Source organism: Stenotrophomonas africana (assembly GCF_013004645.1).
GTDB classification, from domain to species: domain Bacteria; phylum Pseudomonadota; class Gammaproteobacteria; order Xanthomonadales; family Xanthomonadaceae; genus Stenotrophomonas; species Stenotrophomonas africana.
The window spans coordinates 1-20,494 of record NZ_JABEME010000004.1 but is presented as its reverse complement, the minus strand read 5'-3'; the positions used below and the strand labels follow the sequence as shown (position 1 = coordinate 20,494).

At 66.4% G+C, this 20,494-nt stretch carries 15 protein-coding genes; 5 read left to right on the top strand and 10 right to left on the bottom strand.

What is annotated here, in order from left to right:
• Window positions 1-19: 19 nt before the first annotated feature.
• A complete protein-coding gene (locus HLA98_RS08705; RefSeq protein ID WP_057499926.1) occupies window positions 20-535 on the top strand; it encodes a hypothetical protein in 516 nt (171 codons plus the stop codon).
• 75 nt (window positions 536-610) lie between these two features.
• Window positions 611-1,171, top strand: coding sequence for a queuosine precursor transporter (locus HLA98_RS08700; RefSeq protein WP_049437059.1), 561 nt, complete (start codon window positions 611-613; stop codon window positions 1,169-1,171).
• A 504-nt stretch (window positions 1,172-1,675) separates the two neighbouring features.
• On the opposite strand, the gene glnE is transcribed toward HLA98_RS08700, so the two are convergent.
• On the bottom strand, window positions 1,676-4,471 hold the full coding sequence (glnE, locus tag HLA98_RS08695; protein WP_057501970.1) for a bifunctional [glutamate--ammonia ligase]-adenylyl-L-tyrosine phosphorylase/[glutamate--ammonia-ligase] adenylyltransferase: 2,796 nt from the start codon (window positions 4,469-4,471) through the stop codon (window positions 1,676-1,678).
• A gap of 364 nt (window positions 4,472-4,835) precedes the next feature.
• Here glnE and scpC point away from each other — a divergent pair, with 364 nt between their 5' ends.
• Window positions 4,836-6,350 carry a succinyl-CoA:acetate CoA-transferase ScpC gene (gene scpC / locus HLA98_RS08690; RefSeq protein WP_057501969.1) on the top strand — a complete coding sequence of 505 codons (1,515 nt, stop codon included), beginning with the start codon at window positions 4,836-4,838 and terminating at the stop codon, window positions 6,348-6,350.
• A 131-nt stretch (window positions 6,351-6,481) separates the two neighbouring features.
• On the opposite strand, the gene hglS is transcribed toward scpC, so the two are convergent.
• The 9 genes from hglS to HLA98_RS08645 all read right to left on the bottom strand — a co-directional run bounded on the left by hglS (window position 6,482) and on the right by HLA98_RS08645 (window position 17,437).
• Window positions 6,482-7,843, bottom strand: a complete 1,362-nt coding sequence (gene hglS / locus HLA98_RS08685) for a 2-oxoadipate dioxygenase/decarboxylase HglS (protein ID WP_057501968.1) — start codon at window positions 7,841-7,843, stop codon at window positions 6,482-6,484.
• Window positions 7,844-8,065: 222 nt separating this feature from the next.
• A complete protein-coding gene (locus HLA98_RS08680; protein WP_049449376.1) occupies window positions 8,066-8,554 on the bottom strand; it encodes a hypothetical protein in 489 nt (162 codons plus the stop codon).
• A gap of 31 nt (window positions 8,555-8,585) precedes the next feature.
• Window positions 8,586-9,338: an HAD family hydrolase gene (locus HLA98_RS08675; RefSeq protein ID WP_057501967.1), complete on the bottom strand. Its 753-nt coding sequence runs from the start codon at window positions 9,336-9,338 to the stop codon at window positions 8,586-8,588.
• 95 nt (window positions 9,339-9,433) lie between these two features.
• Entirely contained in the window at window positions 9,434-9,844 is a 411-nt protein-coding gene (locus HLA98_RS08670; RefSeq protein ID WP_049437070.1) for an EF-hand domain-containing protein, read from the bottom strand.
• 232 nt (window positions 9,845-10,076) lie between these two features.
• Complete coding sequence (locus tag HLA98_RS08665) at window positions 10,077-10,448, bottom strand: hypothetical protein (protein WP_049449379.1); 372 nt, start codon at window positions 10,446-10,448, stop codon at window positions 10,077-10,079.
• 227 nt (window positions 10,449-10,675) lie between these two features.
• Window positions 10,676-11,389, bottom strand: coding sequence for a M15 family metallopeptidase (locus HLA98_RS08660; RefSeq protein ID WP_057501966.1), 714 nt, complete (start codon window positions 11,387-11,389; stop codon window positions 10,676-10,678).
• A complete protein-coding gene (locus tag HLA98_RS08655) occupies window positions 11,322-12,908 on the bottom strand; it encodes a serine hydrolase domain-containing protein (RefSeq protein ID WP_057501965.1) in 1,587 nt (528 codons plus the stop codon). The genes HLA98_RS08660 and HLA98_RS08655 overlap by 68 nt, the downstream gene beginning before the upstream one ends.
• Entirely contained in the window at window positions 12,896-15,895 is a 3,000-nt protein-coding gene (locus HLA98_RS08650; RefSeq protein ID WP_057501964.1) for a TonB-dependent receptor, read from the bottom strand. The genes HLA98_RS08655 and HLA98_RS08650 overlap by 13 nt, the downstream gene beginning before the upstream one ends.
• 51 nt (window positions 15,896-15,946) lie before the next feature.
• Window positions 15,947-17,437: a transglutaminase-like domain-containing protein gene (locus HLA98_RS08645; RefSeq protein WP_057501963.1), complete on the bottom strand. Its 1,491-nt coding sequence runs from the start codon at window positions 17,435-17,437 to the stop codon at window positions 15,947-15,949.
• Window positions 17,438-17,569: 132 nt separating this feature from the next.
• Between HLA98_RS08645 and HLA98_RS08640 the strand changes: the two genes are divergently transcribed.
• Both HLA98_RS08640 and HLA98_RS08635 read left to right on the top strand, forming a co-directional pair.
• On the top strand, window positions 17,570-19,009 hold the full coding sequence (locus tag HLA98_RS08640; RefSeq protein ID WP_057501962.1) for a C40 family peptidase: 1,440 nt from the start codon (window positions 17,570-17,572) through the stop codon (window positions 19,007-19,009).
• Window positions 19,006-20,100 (top strand): dipeptide epimerase, encoded by a 1,095-nt coding sequence (locus HLA98_RS08635; RefSeq protein ID WP_049449390.1) that lies wholly within the window; start codon window positions 19,006-19,008, stop codon window positions 20,098-20,100. Before HLA98_RS08640 ends, HLA98_RS08635 begins: the two co-directional genes overlap by 4 nt.
• Window positions 20,101-20,494 lie beyond the last annotated feature (394 nt).

Below are 20,494 nucleotides of genomic sequence, written 5' to 3'. Positions count from 1 at the left end.
TCCTGACCAGGAGGTCTCCATGTTCCGTTGCCTGTGCGTTCCCGCCACTGCCCTGCTGCTTTCGGCACTGGTGGTGCCCACCGTCCATGCCGGCGCCGCGCCGCAGTTGAACAGCAGCCAGGCCAGCGTGATCGTGACGTCGTTCGTGGTGCTGTCGTTGCCACTGGCGGCCTCGATGGGCCTGTCCGAACTGTCCAAAGCGCCGTTCAAGGCCAGCGAGCGCAACGGCCGGGCCGCGCGCACCAAGGCCGTGCCACTGCCACCGATGGAAGTGAAGAAGGTGGAGACCACGCAGGCGGGCGAGCGCCAGGTGCAGCTGCAGGTGCCGGACAAGGCCGACCAGACCGCCACCCTGCACTGGCCGGTAACACCGAAGGATGAAGATCCGACGGCTGCGTTCGTGGTCGGCCAGCAGGTGCGCTTCGAGCCGACCCCGGCCGGTGCCGGCTGGAACGTAAAGGGCGCCCAGGGGCAGACGTTGGCCTATGTGCCGACCGCCTACGCCGCCGGCGACGTGATGAGCGAAGCGCTGTAAAGCTGAACGACCGGTTTTGGCTTTGCCGCGGGCCGGGCGGATAATGGGCGATCCCCTTTGTCTCCCTGGCTCGCCATGTCCGTGCGCCCTGCCCCTGTGTTTGCCCCGCTGACCGCCCGCGCCCTGGTGCTGGCGGTACTGGCGATGGGCGCGGTGGTGCTGCTGTCCAACGTACTGGTGCAGTACCCGATCAACGATTGGCTGACCTGGGGTGCCTTCAGCTACCCGGTCGCGTTCCTGGTCAGCAACCTCATCAACCGCCGCTTCGGCCCGGGCCCCGCCCGCCGCGTGGCGTGGATCGGCTTCCTGGTGGCGGTGCTGCTGTCGGTATGGGTTGCCACGCCGCGCATCGCCATTGCTTCGTGTTCGGCCTTCATCGTGGCGCAGCTGCTGGACATCACCGTGTTCGACCGCCTGCGCCGTGGCAGCTGGTGGCGCGCGCCGATGGTGGCCACCACCTGCAGCGCGACGGTGGATACCACCATTTTCTGGTCGATCGCGTTTGCCGGTTCGGCGCTGCCGTGGGTGAGCTGGGCCGCAGGCGACCTGGCGGTGAAGCTGGCGATCGGCGTGTGCCTGCTGGCCCCGTTCCGCGCGTTGTTGTGGAAGATGGCGCCGCTGCGCGCGACCAGCTGACTGCACATGCTCTGGTAGCTGCCAACCTTGGTTGGCACGCTGTTGCCGGGGTCATGAACGCTGATGGATTGTGCCAACCAAGGTTGGCGCCCACCAACAGCAGGTCATCGCCAGGCCATAGCTCTGGTAGGTGCCAACCTTGGTTGGCACGCTGTGGCCGGGGTCATGAACGCTGACGGGTTGTGCCAACCAAGGTTGGCACCCACCAACAGCAGGTCATCACCAGGCCATAGCTCTGGTAGGTGCCAACCTTGGTTGGCACGCTGTTGCCGGGGTCATGAACGCTGATGGATTGTGCCAACCAAAGTTGGCACCTACCAACAGCAGGTCATCGCCAGGCCATAGCTCTGGTAGGTGCCAACCTTGGTTGGCACGCTGTTGCCGGGGTCATGAACGCTGACGGGTTGTGCCAACCAAGGTTGGCACCTACCAACAGCAGGCCAACGTTCAGATCATCGGTCCAGCGGGTCATCGCAGGGCCATTGCTCTGGCGGATGCAACCATTCAGGCGAACGGCAACGCTGCCGCTCTGCACGCTGCCGTAATCGCCGCACACGCCTCTTCAATCGCGGGCGTGGTCGGTGCCAGTCGCGGACGTCGGTCCAGCGTGCAAGCCAGGCCTACATCGAGCAGCGTCGCATGCGCGGTATGCAGTGCCTGCGCGGTGCCTTCCGGCAGAAAACCGGCAACTGCCAACGCATCGATCAACGACGGCGTATCGCGCGGCTGCAGCAGCGCCGCATGCTGCGCACTGCGCGCCAGCACGCCGGTCTGCAGCAGGAACTCCAGGTCCACTACGCCACCGGCGCCCTGCTTCAGGTCCAACCGTGCGGCGTCGCTGCGGTCCAGTTCGGTACGCATGCGGCCGCGCATCTTCAGCACATCGGCATACAGCGTGGCCGGATCGCGTTCACGACCCAGCGTCTGTGCACGCACCTGCTCGAAGTCGGCCAGCAGGCTGGCATCGCCGGCCACGCCGCGTGCGCGCACCAAGGCCTGGTGCTCCCAGGTCCATGCACGTTCGCGCTGGTACTCGGTGTAACTGGCCAGCGAAGACACCAGCGAACCCTTGCCGCCATCCGGGCGCAGGCGCACGTCAATGTCGTACAGGCGCCCGGCAGCGGTGACCGCAGCGAGCAGTGCCATCACCTTCTGTGCCAGGCGCGCGTACCAGCGCCCCGGCTCCAGCGGACGCGCGCCATCACTGGCGTCCACACCGGCCGGGTTGTCGTGTAGGAACACAAGGTCCAGATCGGAACCGAAACCCAACTCAAGACCTCCCAGGCTGCCGTAGCCAATGATCGCGAAGCGTCCACCGGGAATCTCGCCGTGCGCGGCGCGCATGTCCGCCTCGGCCATCGCCAGCACGGTGACCACCACCGCCTGCGCCAGTTCGGCCAGTTGCCGGGTGCTGTCCACCGCGCCCTGGCGGCCGTCCAGCGTGGCCATCGCCATGCGGAAGCTGAGTGCCAGCCGCGTCTCGTTGAGCCAGCGCAGCTGCGACTCGGGATCTTCCACCGGCAACACCTGCTGGCATTCGGCCAGCATGCCGGCGAAGTCGGGCATCGGGCCGGACACGCGTACATCCAGCAGTTCGTCCAACAGCAGCGGATACGCCGCCAGGCGCTCGGCCAGCAGCGCGCTGCGCGCCAGCACATCGACCAGCCGCGCCAGCGCACTCGGTTGTTCATCCAGCAGCGCGAGATAGCTGGTCCGGCGCAGCACCGCCTGCAGCAGGCCAAGCACGCGCTTGAGCGCTGCATCCGGCTGCGGTGAACGCGTGGCGGCATGCAGCAGCGCAGGCAGCACGCGATCCAGCCGCGCACGCGCGGCATCAGACAACGACTTCACGCCCGTGCCCTGGGCGAAATCGCGCAGCGACTGGTCGGCGCCATTGGCATCGAGGAAACCGGCTTCGGCCAGCAACGGCGCGTTGCTGCCTCCGGGCAGACTGCGCCAGTAGTTGGCCAGTGCATCGGGCGCGGCCTGGCCCTTGCGCGGCGCCAGCAGCGCGGCGAATTCGGTACTGACCCGCTGCTGCTGTTCGGCCAATACCGCGCGCAGCACCTCCCAGTCCGGATACCCCAGGCCGACGGCGATGCGTTCGCGGTCCAGCGCATCGCTGGGCAGCACATGCGTCTGTGCATCACGCAGCATCTGCAGGCGGTTTTCCAGGCGGCGCAGGAACAGGTAGGCCTCGCGCAGTGCACTGCCATCCTCGGGCGCGATCTGCCCAGCGGCGACCAGTGCGTCCAGCGCCACCAGCAGGCGACGCTCGCGCAGCGCGGGCTCGCGGCCACCGCGGATCAGCTGCAGTGCCTGGCACAGGAATTCGATTTCGCGGATGCCACCGGCGCCGCGCTTGATGTCTTCATGCAGTTCACGGCGCGCGACTTCGGCGGTGATCGCCGCCTTCATCTCGCGCAGGCCATCGAGCGCGGTGAAATCCAGGTAGCGGCGGTACACGAACGGGCGCAGGGTCTGCAGCCACGCCTCACCGGCCTCGATGTCGCCGGCCACCGCGCGCGCCTTCAGCCAGGCATAGCGTTCCCAGTCGCGGCCTTCGCGCTGGAAGTACTGGTCCATCGCCGCGAACGACAGCGCAACGCGGCCGGCGCTGCCGAACGGGCGCAGGCGCAGGTCGACGCGGTGGCTGAAACCATCGACGGTGGTTTCATCCAGCAGCTTGGCCAGGCGCTGGCCGAGACGGGCAAAATATTCTTCCGCCGCCAACGGGCGCGGTCCGTCCGATTCGCCGCCCTGCGAGTAGGAATAGACCAGATCCACATCGGAACTGAAGTTGAGCTCGCCACCGCCGAGCTTGCCGAGGCCGAACACGACCAGCTGCTGCGGCGCACCCTGTTCATCGGAGATGACGCCGTGGCGCTGGGCGAATTCCTGCTGCAGGGCATCCAGTGCCAGCCGCAGGCAGTCCTCGGCCAGGGCGGTGGCGCCGGCCAGGGTCTGCGCCACGTCGTCCAGACCGGTCAGGTCGCGCCAGATCAGCCGCGTGGACATCGCCGTGCGCCAGCGCCGCAGCTGCGCGGGCCAGTCGCTGGGCTGCAGCGGATCGAGCACCGGCGCCGGGATCGGCGGGCAGCCGGGCGCGGCCAGCTGTGCCAGCAGGCCCGGCTGGCGCACCAGGGTGTCCAGCGCGAAGTCACTGGTCACCGCCAGCCGGGTCAGCAACGGCAGCAGGTCGGCCGGAATGGGCTCGGGCAGGACCTGGGCCAGACGCGCCAGGGCGCGGTCGACAACAGGCTGCAGGGAGGCGGGCAGGTCAGCGGGGGCGAGGGTCATGGGCTGATTGTATCGACCCGGTAGTGCCGGCCGCTGGCCGGCAGATCCGACGACCCCGCCGTAGGTTACTGGGGTTGCCGGCCCGCGGCCGGCACTACCGATAATGGAGGCCGCGCATTCATACTGGGCGACAGGCAATAAAAAAGCCCGCTTGCAGCGAACTGCCAGCGGGCTCTGCTCCCTCCCCCACGTCGGGATGCAGGGCCATCGTGCGGGCTGCGAAAGCACTTTGCACGCTGCACTGCAAAACAAAACCGGCGGGTTTGGGTGAGCCCCCGGGGAAAAGCCATTCCACGAAGGTAGAACCCCCCGTACGGATGAGGATGGCCGATAATCGGGATTCCCCCCAGCAACACGTGTCGTCATGTCTGTTGATCGCATCGCCAACGCGCGTCTCCGTGACCGCGTGGTCTCCGCAGAGGCCGCAGCCGCGCTGATCCAGCCCGGTGAAACCGTGGCCATGAGCGGCTTTACCGGCTCCGGGTATCCCAAGGCCGTTCCCGTGGAACTGGCCCGCCGCATCGAAGCGGTGCATGCCCAGGGCCTGCCCTTCCAGATCAGCCTGATGACCGGCGCGTCCACCGCGCCGGAGCTCGATGGCGCGCTGGCCAAGGCCGATGGCATCGCCATGCGCATGCCGTTCCAGAGCGACCCGGATGCGCGCAACCGCATCAACGAGGGCAAGCTGGATTACATCGACATCCACCTCAGCCACGTTGCCCAGCACGTGTGGTTCGGCTTCTACGGCGAGATCGATACCGCCGTGATCGAGGTCTCGGCCATCCGCGAAGATGGCTCGCTGGTGCCCTCCACCTCGGTCGGCAACAACAAGACCTGGCTGGACCTGGCCAAGAAGGTGATCGTCGAGGTCAACGAATGGCAGCCGGCCGGCGTCGACGGCATGCATGACATCTACTACGGCACCGCGCTGCCGCCGCACCGCAAGCCGATTCCGCTGGTGAACGCCAACGACCGCATCGGCGACACCGCGCTGCGCTGCGACCCGGACAAGATCGTGGCCGTGGTGCGCACCAACGGCCCGGACCGCAACAGCCCGTTCAGCCCGATCGATGCGACCAGCGAACAGATCGCTTCGCACCTGATCGAGTTCCTCAAGCACGAAGTGAAGAAGGGCCGCCTGCCCCCGAACCTGCTGCCGCTGCAGTCGGGCGTGGGCAACATTCCGAATGCTGTGCTGGCGGGCCTGGCCAAGAGCGGTTTCCGCGACCTGGCCGCGTTCACCGAAGTGATCCAGGACGGCATGCTCGACCTGCTGCGCGACGGCGTGCTGAGCTATGCCTCGTGCACCGGCTTCGCGCTGAGCCCGCAGGCCAACGAGACGTTCAAGGAGAACATCGATTTCTACCGCGAGCGCATCATCATGCGCACGCAGGAAATCTCCAACCATCCGGAACTGGTGCGCCGCCTGGGCTGCATCGGCATGAACGGCATGATCGAGGTGGACATCTACGGCAACGTCAATTCGACGCACGTGATGGGCACACGCATCATGAACGGCATCGGCGGTTCGGGTGACTTTGCCCGCAACGGTTTCCTGTCAGCGTTCCTCAGCCCGTCCACCGCGAAGAACGGCACCATTTCGGCGATCGTGCCGATGGCCAGCCACGTGGACCACACCGAGCACGACGTGTCAGTGATCGTCACCGAACAGGGCCTGGCCGACCTGCGTGGCCTGACCCCGCGCAAGCGCGCGCAGGTGCTGATCGACAACTGCGCGCATCCGGATTTCCGCCCGCAGCTGCAGGACTACTTCGACCGCGCCAGCCGCGAGAGCTACGGCAAGCACACCCCCCACCTGTTGCCGGAAGCGTTGTCGTGGCACCAGCGCTGGCTGGATACCGGCACGATGAAGGGCTGAAACCCGCTCTTGTAGAGTCGAGCCATGCTCGACTGCTTTCCTCGGCAGCCGAGCATGGCTCGGCTCTACAAAGAGCAGCTCCGCAGAATCAATGTAGAGCCGAGCCCACGCTCGGCTCCACGGCAAGCGGGTTACCCGCGCAGCGCCGTCAGCGATTCGGCCTGCAGCCGCTCGTAGATCTCGAACTCGTCATTCACCGCCACGCCCAGCGCCTGCTCGAAGGCCTCGCGGTTGGCATGGGCGGCGTAGGCGCGCTGTTCTTCACCGCCGAGGTTCGACTGGAAGATGCCCGCGGCACTGACCGGCAGGAAGTCCTCGTAGACGATCGGGTCGGCCGTGGCCAGCCCCGCAGCCACCAGCACTTCAGCCGGCAGATCGGCCACGCGCTCCGGCGCGGCACGGCCGGCATCGGTCAGCTGGTAGCGGTAATACCCCAAGCCTTCCTGGCGCAGCGTGTCGTGGTCATCCGGGAAGCTGGCGAACACCGCCTGCAGGCGCTGGCCGTAGTCGCCACCGGTGCTGCCTTCGCCACCGGCATCGCGGGCCTGCGACAACAGCTGGTCGTACAGCGCGCGCCCCTTCGGGGTCAGCGCAAGGCCGCGCTGTTCGATCTCGCCGAAGCGCGCGGTATGGGTGCCGGCATCACCACCGTCGCTGTCCGGGAAATGCACGGCTTCTTCCAACGCCTTGAAGCTGGTCTGGCGCAGCAGGATCGGGCAGGCACGGCGCGGCGGACCTTCAATGACCGCCTTGGCCGCCATGCCGTGTTCGATCATCGCGGCCTGCGCGGCGTCGATGTCCAGCGTGCGCGGCGTCAGATGGTTGATGTGCGGACCACGGAAACTGACCACGTCGGCCACCAGGCGGTGCGCGTTGTGCAGCGCGTGGTAGGTCGGCAGATCGACCGTGGCATCGCCGTGCCAGCGGAAGGTTTCCAGTGATTCGTCGACGAAGCGCTCGGCATCGGCCTGCGACAGGCCACCGTCACGCTCGGCCTGGTCGATCAGCGCCAGTGCGCCTTCGGTGAAGATACGGCGGCGTTCGAGGATGCGCGCGGACTCGGCACGCAGCGCTTCGTCTTCGATCAGCTCCAGGCGCAGCAGCGAGGTGAACACGCGGAACGGATTCTGCGCCAGCGCGGCGCCGGTCAGCGGGCGGAACGCGGTGGAGTGCACCGGCACGCCGGCCACCGACAGGTCGTAGTAGCCCACCGGGTACATGCCCATCACCGCGAACAGGCGGCGCAGCGTGGCCAGTTCCTGCACGGTGCCGACGCGGATCGCGCCGTGGCGCTCTTCATCCAGGCGCGCGCGCTCGTCGTTGCGCTGCAGCTGCGCGGCCAGCGCCGGGTCCTGGGCAAGCACCTGCGCGTTGATCCGCTCCACCAGTTCCACCAGCGTGCCGTACAGCGGCACTTCGGTGCGGTACATGCGGGACATGGCCTGTGCGAACAGGCGGCGGATCACATCAGGCGAAACGAAAGAGGCGCTCATCAGTCACTCGATTACGGGAACGGGGAACAGCTCGGACCCGTATTGTCGCCGGAGCGCACGGCGGCGGCGATATGCAGAGCAACATGACGCCTGTCCTGTTGCCAGGGGGACGACCTGTGAGCCGCTCTTGGTGGGTGCGAACCTGGGTTCGCACTGATCTGTCAGCGGCTGGTGCAGAAGCAGTGCGAACCAAGGTTCGCACCCACCAGACGCAGCCCAACATTACCGCTTGAGCTGGCGCTTCAGGGTGGCATCCAGGGTGATCGGCCGGTCCCAGTGCTGGTAGCTGGCCACGATGGCGTGGCGCACGGCACGGTAATGCAGGTTGTCCGGCTTGATGGGCATCCGCTTCACCACCGCCTCCCAGCCGCCCTCCGGGTCCTGGCTGAAGGCGCGCACGCTGTCGCGGCAGGTCTGGCCGCTGGCCTTGGCCCAGAAGCAGGCGAAGTAGATGTCCCCGGCCTGCCAGCCATGGGTGGTGAACAGCGCGCTGATGTAGCCGCGCGGCACGCCCGCATAGCGCGAGACTTCGTCGAGGAAGGCGTCGGGGTAGCGCTCGGCGTAGTGATTGATGTCCTGCAGCTGGGCATCGACCCAGCTGTCACCGGTTTCCACCTCGTAGGCCGCCGAACGCTCGGCGGTCTGCTGGGCCAGCACGGTGGCCGGCACCAGCAGCAGGGACAACAACAGCGCGCGCAGTCGGACGTTCATGCCCCGATTCTGCCGCAGCCGCCGGGCCCTGTCAGGCCGCCGCAGCGGCCTTGGCCTCGATCACCGCCAGTGCGGCCGGCCAATCGTGGGCGGTGTCGGCGGTGACCATGCGCGGTTCGTCGTCGGCCACGCCGTGCTGGGTCTCGTGGGCCCAGGTCACCGCGTAGGGGGTATGCACGCCCCAACCACCGAGGGTGACCACCGGCTCGATATCCGAACGCAGCGAGTTGCCGACCATCACGAACTGCTGCATCGGCAGATCGAATTCGGCCAGCACGCGGGCGTAGGTTTCCGGGTCCTTCTCCGAGACGATCTCGATGCGCGGGAACAGCTCGCCGAGGTTGGCGACCTTGATCTTGGCTTCCTGGTGGAACAGGTCGCCCTTGGTGATCAATACCACCGGGTAGTGCTCGGCGATGGCCGCCACGGCTTCGCGCACACCGTCGATCAGCTCGACCGGGTGGCGCAGGGTATCGTGGCCGATATCAAGGATGCGCTGGATATCCTTGGCCTCGATGCGCTGGCCGGTGATGTCGATGGCCGCTTCGATCATCGACAGGGTCATGCTCTTCACGCCGTAGCCGAAGGTGCCCAGGTGGCGCTGCTGCACTTCCAGCAGGTGGCGCGCAGTCTGGGTGTCGTGCACGTCGACGTAGCGCGACAGCAGGTCAAGGTAATCCTGCTCGGCCTTGCGGTAGTAGTCCTCGCTCTTCCACAGCGTGTCGTCACCGTCAAAACCGACCAGGCCGATGGCGCGCGACGGCGCAGGCGTGGAGGTGTTCATCGCGCAAGGATACAGGGGCCGTGGTGACGAAAAAAACCCGGGCGGCCGCAGCCGCCCGGGTCCCCATGCACCGGTCTTCCCGAATCAGGTGTAGATCAGCGGCCCTGGGCCGCGCCGGCACCTGCACCGGCCTGCTGCGCGGCCACATAGGCCTTGTACTCATCGGCGCTCAGCTCGCCGTCCTTGTTGGTATCGGCCTGGTCGAACACCTGGGCCAGGCCCGCGTTCACCTGTGCCTCGGTCTTGCTGATGGTGCCGTTGCCATCGGTATCGATGCTGGCCCAGGTCTGGCCACCGCCATTGGCCTGCGCCGATGCCGCTGCGGCTGCGTTGGTCGCCTGGTCGGCGGCCTGGCCAGCCTGCGCAGCCGCCTGCTGGGCCTGTGCGGCCTCGTTCTGCGCATGCGCCGCCTGCTGCTTGGCCGACTGCGCCATCGCCGGAATGGCCAGCACGCTGCCAGCGGCGACGATCAGGGCGATCAGGGGCTTGCGGTTGCGAATAGTCATCAGGGGTGTCTCCTGCCAATTGGGTGGTGTTGCGCGGCGTGTTGTCTCCGCACGGCACCTACCCTGCCACCGCGTTTCTGAATCGATTTTGCGTCGCGAGCGGCGTGCACACACACGATTAACCACTCGCCTCCACCCATGCATTAGCGCGGTGGTTAGCAGCAAGTGAGCAGCTCATAAGATGCGCATTCAGCGCCGCAGGATTTAACCGGCAACCAACGAAAAACCTGCGTCAGTCGACGGTTTTTTTCGATGACCGCGAACTGAACAACACCCAGCCGAGCGCAACACCAGCGAGCGCGCCGGCGATTTCCAGCACCACGCGACTGCCGAGTTCGTTCGGATCGTGGATGGTTGCCAGGAACAGGCGCGCATACAGCGGCGACTCCAGCCGCACGATGCCCATGTAGAACAGCTTCCATGCATCGATGCCGGCGGAGATGATCACCGCGATGACACAGGACCAGCCGATCGCGTGACCGACTGTCCAGTGCAGGAGCCGGCACAGCTGCGACCACAGGAAGTACACCAGCAGCCCGACCAGCAGGGCGATGGCGCCGGCTTCCAGGGTACCGAGCAGGCCGAAGTGCAAAGGAAGGTTCATCGGATGGGCAGGGATGAAGAGGCGGCCAGTGTAAGGGATCTGCCCCGGACCCAATCCGGCAGCCACGGTAGATCCACGCCATGCGTGGATGAATCTCCACCGAGATCGAGTATCTCGACGATTGAACGGAAAGCATCCACGCATGGTGTGGATCTACCGTGTCGACCAAGGTCGACACCTACCAAGAGCAGCGGGCTATTGTCGAGGGCGCAGCCCTGCCGATACCTCTACCGTACCGGGACGTCGTACGCGGTGCCGGGATCCGGTTCGGGCTGCAGGGTGTAGTGCCACCACTCCTGCGGATAGTTGACGAAGCCACGGCGCGCCATCGCCTGCACCAGCTGCTGGCGGTTCGCCTGCTGCACAGTGCTCAGCCCGCTCGTCCGGGTATGCGCGCGCGGGCCAAAGAAATCGAAGTCGGTGCCCATGTCCAGCGGCGTGCAGGCGCCAGTGCGGCAATCCAGCAGGCCCAGATCAACCGTGGCGCCACGACTATGGCCAGAGCGCTCGGCGATGTAGCCGTCGGCCAGCAACCGTGGCTTGTCCAGGTCCGGGTACTGCTGTGCCTTGCGCGAGAGCTCGCGCGGATCGTTCACCCAGGCCATGAAGGCCTGCACCGAGCGCACCGGCCGGTAGCAGTCGTAGAGGCGCAGGCCGAAGCCCCGCGCACGCAGGTCCTGTTCCACCTGTGCCAGCGCCTTCGCCACCGGCGCCAGCAGGTAGCATGACGGCGCCTCGTAGCCGGGTACGCGCGCGCCGGTGAAATTGTTGGCGCCGGCGTAGCGGATGTCCATGTCGATGCCCGGCGACAACGTGCGGATCTCCACCAGTCCGGCACTGGCCGCATCGGTGGCGGGTGAAACGCGCGGTGGCTCAGCGGCGTTGGCGGTCGCCGCCAGGGCAGTCGCCAGTACGAGTGAAATGCAGGTCCTGGAAGTCATAGCTGAAGTCGATGTCCGGGTCGATGGCACGCAGGTCCAGTGTGGGCGGCGCACCCTCACCTGGCTGCAACCAGGCCTGTGCGTCGTCGTCCAGCGTATCCCAGCGCAGCAGCCAGCGGCCCTGCAGCTGCAGCACGGCCGCCTGCAGCTTGGGCGACTTGTCCACGCTGAAACGCAGGCCGTCCTTGCCCGGGCACAGCGAAGCCGGGCCCAGCCAAGGATCGCGGTAACGGCCCTGCCAACGTGGCAGATCCGTGCGGCTCGTCTCCTGCGCCGCAACGGTGGGCGGCCGCGAATGGCCGGTCGCCGCCCGCGTTGCCTGGTCTGCCTTCAACTCGACCAGGTACTCCATCGCCGGCCGCGCATCGTCGGGTGCAGTGAAGCGCTTCAGCATCGCCTGCATCAGCGCTGTGCGCGCGTCCTCGCCGTCGCCATTGATCAGCATCACCACACCCACCTTGCGGTCGGGCAGCAGCGCCAGCGACGAGTACATGCCCGACAGCGTGCCGGTATGCGCCACCATCCACTGCCCGTCCATGTCGGACACGCGCCAGCCATACCCATAGCCGTAGAAGTGCGCATTGTCCCAGCGCCGCTGCCGCTCACCCAACGGCATCGGCATGTGCAGGGTCCACAGCGTGCGGCGCTGCTCAGCGCCCAGCCAGTCCGGCACCAGCGCGGGATCGAGCAGCACCTGCATCCAGCGCGTCATGTCGCGCAGTGAACAGCGGATGCCGCCGGCCGCCATCGAGGGCAGGTCCGGGCTGATCGCAGCATCGGCGTTCACCACCTCGTTGCGTTCACCACGCCAGGCATGCGGCTGTGCCACGTTGCCCACGCGCTTCACCGACCACGCACCCACCTGGCAGCGCGTCATGCCCAGTGGTTCGAACACCTGCTCGCGCATCAGCTGGTCATACGGCTTGCCACCCGCTGCCGCCGCCACTTCGCCGGCCACCACATACATCAGGTTGTCGTAGGCATAGTGGCTGCGGAAGCTGCTGACCGGCTTCAGGTGCGCCAGCCCGGCGATGATGTCGGCACGGGTGAACGCGTTCGGCTCCGGCCACAGCATCAGGTCACCGGCGCCCAGGCCAAGGCCACTGTTGTGGATCAGCAGGTCGCGCACCTGCATCTGCTCGCCCACCCAGGCGTCATGCATGCGGAAACCCGGCAGGTGCTGCTGCACCGGATCATCCCAGTGCAGCTTGCCCTGCTGCACCAGTCGCGCCAGAAGCGCGGCGGTCATCGCCTTGCTGTTGGAGGCGATCTTGAACAGCGTGTCCTCGTCGATGCGGCCGCCATCGCCGCGCGCGCCGGCCGCGTGGCGATAGACAACCTGCCCATTCTCGACCACCGCCATCGCCAGCCCGGGCAGGTGCTCGTGCCGGACCACGGCGGCGACATCGGTATCGATCGGGGCGGTCGCGGTGGTCTGCGCCGCCGCAACCGGGAGCACCGCCAACGCCGCCACACAGAAGCAGCGCTGAGCATGCTGGACGGGCTTCAGTAGGCCCATGTGACGGTCAGCTGCGCATAGCGCGGCGACTGGAACCCGGTGCCGTAGCGGTACAGCGGGTTCGGCGTACCGATACTGTCCTGCGGCTCGTAGTCCTGGTCCACGGTCACCACGCGCTGCTGGTTGAGCACGTTGTACACCGCCAGCTTCAGGCGCAGATCGGTGGGGACCGGCACCTTGTACGACACGCTCACGTCCAGGTCGTAGGTCCACGGCGTGCGGCCGTCGCCACCGCGCGGGGAATGCACGAACACGCGCTGGGACGGAACCGTCGCCTGGCAGTTGGACACGCACACGTAGTAGCTGTGGAAGTCGGTGTCATCGAACGGGTTGCCGGCGCCAAAGCGCGTGATCGGGCTGCCCGACTGCACGCCCAGCGTAGCGGCCACGCTCAGGTTTTCGGTCAATGCATAACTGCCTCGGAACTTGAACTGGTGGCGGCGGTCATTGGCCAGATAGCCGTAGCCGCGGTAGTTCACCCACGGATTGTCGAAGTTCTCGGTACGTCCGGCATCAGCGAAGTCGGTATCGGAGTTGACCGGGCCTTCTGCATTGCCGCGACCATATGCGAGGGTATAGGACGCATTGAAACCCCATTTGCCGTCCCAGGCGCGGTCGACCTGTAGTTCCAGCGCCTTGTAGTCGCGCTTGGGCTTCACCCAGCCGCGCTGGCCCACGTAGTTGCCATCATCGTCGTACAGCGCCCAGCCTTCCTTCGAGGTGTCGATGCTGATCCAGCCATCGTTGGCGCCATCACAGTTGGTGTCACCCCAGACAGTGTTGGTGCGGCCCGGGTTACCCATGATCCACACCCCGTCAATGGCACCGCATTGGCCGGTGGCGGTGATGTTCATGTCATCGATAGCGTTGTGCAGCCGGCGATAGGTCACGCTGGCACCCACCGACCAGGCTTCGTTGATCATCTGCTGGAAGCCGAGGATCGCTTCGTCCTGGTACACCGGGTCCATGTCCCGGTTCACTTCGGCACGCAGGTCCGGCACGCTGCCGTCGCCCTGCGAGTTGTCCACCGGGCCGATCTGCGCACCGAGGTTCGGGATGTTGTTGGCCGCTCCGCTATAGCCAAGGAATTCATACCAGGTGCGTTCGTCGAGGAAGCCACCGGCCTGCTTGATGTTGATGACGTTGGCCACCGGCAGGAAGTAGCGGCCCAGATTGCCGAACACCTTGGTGGTGCCATCGCCGCGCACGTCCCAGGAGAAGCCCAGGCGCGGGGCCAGCATGTCGTCGATCTTGATGTAGCTGCTGCCGTCGCCGCCCTTGTTGTCGAAGGCTTCCAGACGCAGGCCCATGTTCAGCAGCAGATTCGGCATCACCTGCCAGTTGTCTTCCAGGTAGTAGGCCGAGTTGATCGTCTCGAAGGCGCCTTCCACTTCATAGCGACGGGTGCGCGCCACCAGGCCGCTGGCGGGCACGACACCGCCGTTGAGCGAGCTACCGGGCGTACGGGCGTAGATGTCATAGCGCAAGCCGCCGGGACCGGGGTAGGCGCGGCTGTAGTCGGACGTGTTTTCCTCGTGATCCAGGCCGAAGCGCAGCAGGTGGTTGCCCAGCGTCCATTCAAAATCGGCGCGGGCGGCCTTGCGGGTGTCCAGTGCGGATTCCAGCTGCGAACTGCTGGTGCAGCTGCGGTCGCCCTGCAGCGACGGCGGCACGCCCTGGCTGGCGGTGCGGTTGTCGAACACGCGATTGCAGTTCTCGTCCATCAACGAGCTCTGCACACGGTTGCGCTTGTTCTCGCCGTACATCAGCTTCATGGTCAGGTCGTTGTTGACCTGCCAGCTATAGGTGCCGGACCAGTTCTTTCCGCCCACGGTGTTGTAGATCTGGTTACTGCGCTCACCCATTGCCTGGCCGCTGGCGTAGTCGTATGCATACACGTCGGTGAGCGTCTTGCTCTTGTCCGAGAAGCCGAACAGCGACAGCATCTGGTTGTCGGTGATCTGCCAGTCGATCTTGCCGCCCCAGAACGGATCATCGGCCTTGCCCTGGCTCAAGCGTGTACCGGCATCATTGGTCGAGGTCGGGCGGTAATCTCGTGCTTCGTACATGCCGAAGAAGAACAGCCGATCCTGCACCAGCGCACCGGAGGCGAACACGTTCAGCGCGCTGCGGCTGTAGTCGTCGCGGCTGGCGGTGATATAGCGGCTGCCGTCGCGGTCATAGCGGTCGCGCGCCTGCGATTGCCATGCCCGCGGCTCGAAGACCAGTTCGGCGCCGGCCTTGAAGTCGTTACTGCCCGAACGGGTCACCGCGTTGATGACACCACCGGTACTGCGCCCGAACTCCACCGAGTAGCCGCCGGTCTTGACCTGGAATTCCTGGTAGAACGAGAACGGTACCGACGAGAAGCCAACCCGGTTGTAGAAGTCGGTGACGTTCAGGCCATTGATGTAGACAGTGTTCTCGGCAACTGACGAACCACCGAAGGAAATGCCTTGGCCACCCAGCGAGCCCTTGCCCTTCACCGCACCCGGTGCCAGCAGCGCCACGGCGGTGATGTCACGGTCCACCGGCAGGCGCGAGAGCTCTTCGCGGGTGATGTTGGTGGCCGACTCGGTGGACTTCACGTCCACCATCGACACCACCTGTGGCGCCCGCACTTCGACCGTGCCCAGCGTGTTGACCGCACCCAGCGGCACGTTGACCGTGGTGGCACTGCCGAGGCTGACCGTCACCTGGCCGACACGGCTGGCGCCTCCAGCCGGCAGGCTCACCTCCATGTCATAGGTGCCGACGGGCAGCAGCGGAATGCGATAGCTGCCGTTGGCCTCGGCCTGCACGGAGCGAACGAAGCCCGTTGCCGGATTGCGTACGGTCACCGTGGCGCCGGCCGGCACCTGGCCGGCATCGCTGACCAGCCGGCCAACTACGGAACCATCCTGTGCGAATGCGCTGGGCGCGATCACGCCCAGACACGCCCCGAGGGCGACGCACAACGCCGCCCGCTTGATGCTGTAAGCCTTCATCCCCTGCTCTCTCCTGCAAGAATTGAATGGTGTGGAATGCGATGTGTCGCGCTAGCGTTGCCTGGCTGGCAGTACCCGCCACTGGAAGTCGTAGCTCCATTGGTCGAAGTACAGGTTGCCGCCTGCCCACTCGACCTCGCCGCGCTGCGAGTCGACCGTTTCCGAGCGGAAGTGCTGCTTGGCCGGCACGAAGGGCTGGCCGAAATCGTCGTTGAAAGCGATGCGGTAGCCGTCGAGGCCACCCAGATAGAAATCGCGCAGTGCAGGCACATCGCTGGCAAGCGCGCCGGTGGTCACGTCCATCGGCAGCCAGCCATACGGCGCCAGGTAGACCTGCCCCCAGTCATGCAGGTTGTTGTAGCCGCTGCCATCGTCGGAGAACACCATGCCCGACTGCCAGCGCGCGGGAATACCGTTCATGCGCAGCAGCGCGATCAGCAGCAGGGTCTGCTGTCCGCAGTCGGCATGGCCAGCATGCAGCGCGTAGTCGCTGATGTTGCTGAGCGTGGAGTATTCGCGCGCACCGGCCCAGGGAATGCGATCCACGGCAGCAAACAGCTTGCGCAGCACTTCATACGGACGTGTCTCGCCCTGCAGTACCTGGTCGGAGAACAGCTTCAGCGCCGGGGTGAAGCGCACATGCGGCAGCTGCTCGGCCAGGTAGGGCTTCAAGGCCGGATCAGCCGGGGCTGGTTGTACCTTGGCCGGGTCGATCCCGGCATGCCGGGCGAGGATCGTGACCGCGTAGCGGATCTCGAAGCGCGTCGGCTGCCCAGCCACTGCCTTGGCTTCCAGGTAGGCGGTGCGCTGCAGGGTACTGGCCGGTGCCACCCGCGCCTTGCCCGGAGCGCTGCCCAGCCACTGCACCTGTTCCTGCTGCCCGGGGATTTCGCGCGGGTACGGAATCCAGGCCCGTACAGTTTCGCCGGCCGGGACGGCGTCGGCCTTTACCGTGAGCGACTGGGTGAATTCGATGCGCTGTGGCAGTACCGATGCCTGGCCACTCTGTTCGGCCGCGGCAACCACACGCGCATGGTGTGCATTGAGCACCTCGTTCGGGCCCGGCGCTGGCATCGGTGCATCCGCGCGGCGGCGTGCGCGCGCTTCGTCGCTGAGCAGGAACAGGTTTGACGGTGCGCGCTTGAAATACCAACGCGTGCCATCGATGTCGAGATGCTCGATCAGGCCGAGCTGGTCCCAGCGTGCGAATTCCTCGTCGGTCAGGTCGGGAATCCAGCGCCGCACGGCGGCCTTGGCGGCGGTTTCGTCGAGGGAAAAATCCAGAAGGATGCGGCGCATGCGTTCTTCCTGGAACGCGATGTCGTCGAAACTGACGCCAGGCTCCGCCGCGTCGGCGGCCGACCAGGTGTTCAGTTCGCTGTGAGCCTCAAAGAACCGTCCCGCGTCGATCATCTGCACGACACGCGCAAACTGGATGGCTGAGGGTGGTGGCTCCGCCCCCGCCGACCACGCCCACAGCAGCAGCGCGGCACACAGGCCGGCGGCGGCAGGCAGACGCGGTTTGCGAACGGCAGACTCCACAGCGACACTTCCCCAGCGCGGGTGGTAACGGCTGTGTAACACGGGCCGGGATGCCGGTCAATAATTTATTCTTGATTTCGATGCCGAAAGGAATAAATATTCCAACAGGCATTCGAGGAGGGTGTGCACCGCATGAGCCTGGCTTCCCGCGAACCGCGCCGGCGTTGGCCGCGCCGGTTGACCCTGGCCCTGTGCCTGCTGGCCGCACCGGCCTTTGCACAGGCGGCACCACCGCCCGATCCGGGTGCGCCGCTGCCCTATGTGATCGGCCTGCACGAGGCCTATCTCACACCGCAGTACTGGGCCGCACGCCTGGACAACGCCGATGCGCCGATCCTGGATCGCGCGCAGATCGAGGCACAGAACGCACGGATGCGGGCACAGGACAGCCACATCCAGGACATCGCCGCACTGCCCGCCCGGCTTGATGCGGCGACGGTGCGTGCCAGCATCACCGCGCTGTCGAGCTGGCCCACGCGTGCCCTCTACAACGACAAGGGCCAGGTGATCGCGCCCGCGCTGCGCAGTACGATCGAAGCCAACCTCGGCCTCGATACGATCCCCGCCGAGGTGGCACCGGCCTACGGGCTGGTGGTGAAGCGCGCGGCACTGCGTACCTTCCCCACCCGCGAGCGCGTCTTCAGCACCGCCGGTGACACCGACATCGACCGCTTCCAGGAATCGGCGCTGTTCCCAGGCGACAAGGTCGCGGTGGTTCACCGCAGTGCCGACGGCCGCTGGCTGTTCGTGCACAGCGAGCGCTACAGCGCATGGATCGAGGCCGATGCCATCGCCAGCGGCGACAAGGCCACGGTGCTCGGCTACGGCGCGAAGGGGCCGTACCGCATCGTCACCGGCGCCACCGCACAGACCGTCTACACCCCGGAAGAACCGCGCGTCTCGCGCCTGCAGCTGGACATGGGCGTGCGCCTGCCGGTGCTGGCCGACTGGCCTGCGTCTGAGCCGGTGAACGGCCAGCAGGCGCACGCCTCGTGGGTGGTGCAGCTGCCGGTCCGCGAAACCGACGGCGGCCTGAAGCTGGTGCCGGCCCTGCTGCCGCGCTCGCAGGACACCGCCGCCGACTACCTGACGCTCACCCCGCGCCTGCTGCTGCAGCAGGCCTTCAAGTTCCTCGGCGAACGCTACGGCTGGGGCCACGACTACGACACCCGCGATTGCAGCGGGTTCGTATCCGAGATCTACCGCAGCTTCGGGGTGCTGCTGCCGCGCAATACCAGTGCACAGGCGGTCAGCCCGGCGCTGGACCGCCTGCCGTTCACCAGCAAGGACGGCAAGGCACTGCGCGACCGCGCCGTCACCGACCTGCAGGTGGGCGATCTGGTCTACATCCCCGGCCACGTGATGATGGCCATCGGCCACGTCGACGGCCGCACCTGGGTCATCCACGATACGGCGGGCGGCAGCTGGTTCGGTGCCGACGGCACGCGCGTACAGGCCCATCTCAATGGTGTTTCGGTCACGCCGCTGGAGCCGATGATGGCCAGCGATACCGTCCGCTACATCGACCGCATCACCAACATCCAGCGCCTGCGGGCCAAGACTCCTGAATGAAGATCACCGCCATCGAACTGGGCATGCTGCGCGTGCCGCTGAAGACGCCGTTCAAGACTGCCCTGCGCACGGTGGAAACCGTGGAAGACGTGGTGGTGCTGATCCGCACCGACACCGGCCACACCGGCTACGGCGAAGCCCCCGCCACCGCCGTGATCACCGGTGATACGCACGGCTCGATCATCGAAGCGATCCGCCACTTCATCGCCCCGCGCCTGATCGGCCAGGACGTGGTCAACCTCAACCATCTGTGCACGCTGGTGCAGACCGCGATGGAGCGCAACACCAGCGCCAAGGCGGCGGTGGAGATCGCGCTGTACGACCTGTGGGCGCAGCTGCACGGTGCGCCGCTGTACCAGATGCTCGGTGGTGGCGACCCGGTGATCACCACCGACATCACCATCAGCGTGGACTACATCGACAAGATGGTGGCCGACTCGCTGTCAGCGATCGAACGCGGCTTCGAGTCGCTGAAGATCAAGGTCGGGAAGGACATCGGCCTGGACATCGAACGGGTCAAGGCGATCCACGCCGCCGTGGAAGGCCGCGCCCTGCTGCGCCTGGACGCCAACCAGGGCTGGACCGCCAAGCAGGCGGTGCATGCGATGCGCGCGCTGGAAGACGCCGGCGTGGTGCTGGAACTGCTGGAACAGCCGGTGAAGGCCGCCGACATCAGCGGCCTGAAGTACGTCACCGACCGGGTCAACACGCCAGTGATGGCCGACGAAAGCGTGTTCAGCCCGAGCCAGGTGATGGACCTGATCCAGCAGCGCGCGGCCGACATCATCAACATCAAGCTGATGAAGACCGGCGGCCTGTCCAATGCGATCCGCATCGCCGACATCGCCGGCATCTACGGCGTACCGTGCATGATCGGCTGCATGATCGAGTCGAGCATCAGCGTGGCCGCCGCCGTGCATCTGGCGGTGGCCAAGAGCGATGTGATCACCAAGGTCGACCTCGACGGCCCGTCGCTGGGCCAGTTCGACCCGGTCAGCGGCGGCGTGCATTTCAACGAATCGGAGATCAGCATCAGCGACGTGCCGGGGCTGGGCATTACCGAAGTGCGCGGGCTGGAGATGCTGGGGTGATTTGCGCCTTGCGGCTGGCTTGGACCTCAACTGATCCTGGGTCGCGCGTTACTTTTCTTTGTGCGCAAAGAAAAGTAACCAAAAGAAACGCTCCGCCATCCGCGAGCCGACGTGCTCCGCACGTCGGTGCCCTGCGCTCCTCGGTCCGCCGAGGGACGGCGCGGAACTCGCTGCGCTCAGACACCCGCGCCTCTTCGCCCTCGCCGGACCTGCGGTGCTCGGCTCGCTTGAAGGCGGACTCAACGTCAAAGGCAACAACTGCATCCCGTGGATCCACGCCATGCGTGGATGCTTTTGCTCTTGCTTCTGCTCTACCCCGTATCCCCTTCGCGGCTGGCACGCGCGCGATCTGTCCGGGGTCGGGCGGGTGGGGCTTGCAGGGGTGTCCGCGCCA

What these genes read in the sequence shown, in the direction of transcription:
- HLA98_RS08705 (WP_057499926.1), top strand. Translation starts at nt 20, where the DNA reads ATGTTCCGTTGCCTGTGCGTTCCCGCCACTGCCCTGCTGCTTTCGGCA.
- HLA98_RS08700 (WP_049437059.1), top strand. Translation starts at nt 611, where the DNA reads ATGTCCGTGCGCCCTGCCCCTGTGTTTGCCCCGCTGACCGCCCGCGCC.
- glnE (WP_057501970.1), bottom strand. Translation starts at nt 4,471, where the DNA reads ATGACCCTCGCCCCCGCTGACCTGCCCGCCTCCCTGCAGCCTGTTGTC.
- scpC (WP_057501969.1), top strand. Translation starts at nt 4,836, where the DNA reads ATGTCTGTTGATCGCATCGCCAACGCGCGTCTCCGTGACCGCGTGGTC.
- hglS (WP_057501968.1), bottom strand. Translation starts at nt 7,843, where the DNA reads ATGAGCGCCTCTTTCGTTTCGCCTGATGTGATCCGCCGCCTGTTCGCA.
- HLA98_RS08680 (WP_049449376.1), bottom strand. Translation starts at nt 8,554, where the DNA reads ATGAACGTCCGACTGCGCGCGCTGTTGTTGTCCCTGCTGCTGGTGCCG.
- HLA98_RS08675 (WP_057501967.1), bottom strand. Translation starts at nt 9,338, where the DNA reads ATGAACACCTCCACGCCTGCGCCGTCGCGCGCCATCGGCCTGGTCGGT.
- HLA98_RS08670 (WP_049437070.1), bottom strand. Translation starts at nt 9,844, where the DNA reads ATGACTATTCGCAACCGCAAGCCCCTGATCGCCCTGATCGTCGCCGCT.
- HLA98_RS08665 (WP_049449379.1), bottom strand. Translation starts at nt 10,448, where the DNA reads ATGAACCTTCCTTTGCACTTCGGCCTGCTCGGTACCCTGGAAGCCGGC.
- HLA98_RS08660 (WP_057501966.1), bottom strand. Translation starts at nt 11,389, where the DNA reads ATGACTTCCAGGACCTGCATTTCACTCGTACTGGCGACTGCCCTGGCG.
- HLA98_RS08655 (WP_057501965.1), bottom strand. Translation starts at nt 12,908, where the DNA reads ATGGGCCTACTGAAGCCCGTCCAGCATGCTCAGCGCTGCTTCTGTGTG.
- HLA98_RS08650 (WP_057501964.1), bottom strand. Translation starts at nt 15,895, where the DNA reads ATGAAGGCTTACAGCATCAAGCGGGCGGCGTTGTGCGTCGCCCTCGGG.
- HLA98_RS08640 (WP_057501962.1), top strand. Translation starts at nt 17,570, where the DNA reads ATGAGCCTGGCTTCCCGCGAACCGCGCCGGCGTTGGCCGCGCCGGTTG.
- HLA98_RS08635 (WP_049449390.1), top strand. Translation starts at nt 19,006, where the DNA reads ATGAAGATCACCGCCATCGAACTGGGCATGCTGCGCGTGCCGCTGAAG.